The organism is Neisseria sp. P0009.S010, from assembly GCF_051958545.1.
Classification (GTDB): Bacteria; Pseudomonadota; Gammaproteobacteria; order Burkholderiales; family Neisseriaceae; genus Neisseria; species Neisseria subflava_A.
Map to the genome: position 1 here is coordinate 1 of NZ_JBQCVH010000071.1, position 227 is coordinate 227.

Annotated in this window: 1 protein-coding gene; it reads left to right on the forward strand. The window is 44.9% G+C overall.

What is annotated here, in order from left to right:
- Window positions 1-227 (forward strand): hypothetical protein (locus tag ACTHSN_RS10945; protein WP_440365327.1); only part of this gene is annotated, 227 nt, incomplete at both ends.

The following is a 227-nucleotide window of genomic DNA, read 5'->3' on the forward strand; positions in this document are numbered from 1 at the left end:
GACATCGTTGACTTGGCACAAGCAGGTCTGAAAGCAACTGAGGCTTTGGAAGCCAACCGTAAAGATATTGATGCCAATAAAAAATACATCGGTGATCTCGCATTAGCCGGCAAAGCAGCAGCTGACGCTTTAGAAGCTAACCGTCAAGACATCGACGCCAATAAAGCAGCAATCGCTGAAAATACTGCCAAACTTGAAGAGCAAAAAGAAGCTAACGAAGGCTTCAA